This is a genomic window from Halomonas sp. McH1-25 (assembly GCF_022348165.1).
Lineage (GTDB): Bacteria > Pseudomonadota > Gammaproteobacteria > Pseudomonadales > Halomonadaceae > Modicisalibacter.
The window spans coordinates 1-1,141 of the sequence record NZ_JAKRFI010000026.1 but is presented as its reverse complement, the minus strand read 5'-3'; the positions used below and the strand labels follow the sequence as shown (position 1 = coordinate 1,141).

2 protein-coding genes are annotated in these 1,141 nt (G+C 60.2%); both read right to left on the bottom strand.

The annotated features are described in order from the left end of the window. Nucleotides 1-891, bottom strand: an 891-nt coding sequence (gene catA / locus MHM84_RS21390; protein WP_239269103.1) for a catechol 1,2-dioxygenase, incomplete at its 3' end; no start/stop codon positions are given. Between the two features lie 71 nt (nt 892-962). After that, the coding region (locus tag MHM84_RS21385) for a muconolactone Delta-isomerase family protein (protein WP_275445899.1) at nt 963-1,141 on the bottom strand (179 nt) is incomplete at its 5' end.

The window sequence follows — 1,141 nt, the reverse complement described above, 5'->3', positions numbered from 1 at the left end:
TTCGGGCGCATCGGTTCGGGCCAGTTCGACATCAAACACCACTTCGGTGAACGGACCCTCCAGCTCACGCCTGGTAATCTCAGCCGGGTCCTCGATGCGCTTACCCTCGACCACAAGTTCCTCGCGGGTAGCGAAGGCGAAGTCGTCGAAGGTGTAGGGATCGCCGGCCAGGTTGATCTGAGTAGTCAGATGCTTATGGCCCGGTGCAGAAATGAAGTAATGAATGTGCGCCGGACGCTCGCCATGACGCCCCAGCGACTTGAGAACCTGATCGGTCGGGGCACCTTCCGGCACGCCGTAGCCGGATGGAATGATGCTACGCGCGGTATAGCGCCCTTCACTGTCGGTGATGATGGTGCGGCGCAGGTTGTACTCGCTTTGGGTCTTGTCGAAGAAGGAGTACCCCCCCTTGGAGTTGGCGTGCCAGATCTCGACCTTGGCCCCGGCAACCGGACTACCGTCGACGTCACGAACCTGACCGGTCAACCACATGGTCTCGCCGCTTGTGTCCTGCCCGTCATCCATTCGCGCGAAGCCTTCGGCCTCGGGCGCACCGGCCACGTAAAGCGGACCTTCGATGGTGCGCGGCGTGCCGCCGTTTCGCTTGGCCTCGGCGTCGATGGCGTCCTGGCGCATGTCCAGGTAGTGATCGAAGCCCAGACCCGGCGAGAGCAGACCGAACTGCGTCTGGCCGCCCAGGGAGTTGAGCAAACTGACAGCGGACCAGTACTCTTCAGGGCTGACATCGAAATCATCGATCAGCCTGTACAGGTCAGAGAGTAGGCGATGCATGATCTGCTTGGCGCGCTCGTTGCCGCCGGCCTGCTCGAGGCCGCTGACAGTCTTCAGGAAGTCTTGAACCTCTGAAGTCTCGAAGATCTTGACGGTCATGGTCGTTACCTCACTTGTTGTAGTCGTTGCCTGCTGTGAACTGGCGTAGTTGGGTCCTGTCAAGCTTTCGGTCAGCTATCGTCGTCACGGATGGACGATGGATGACGGCATAGCGGTTTGACACGGATTTCCATGTAAGGGAACAGCGGCAGGCCACTGATGATTTCCTGGAGTTCGGCGTTGTCCTCGACATCGAAGACACTGACGTTGGCGTAGCTGCCAGCGACCCGCCACAGGTGGCGCCACTTGC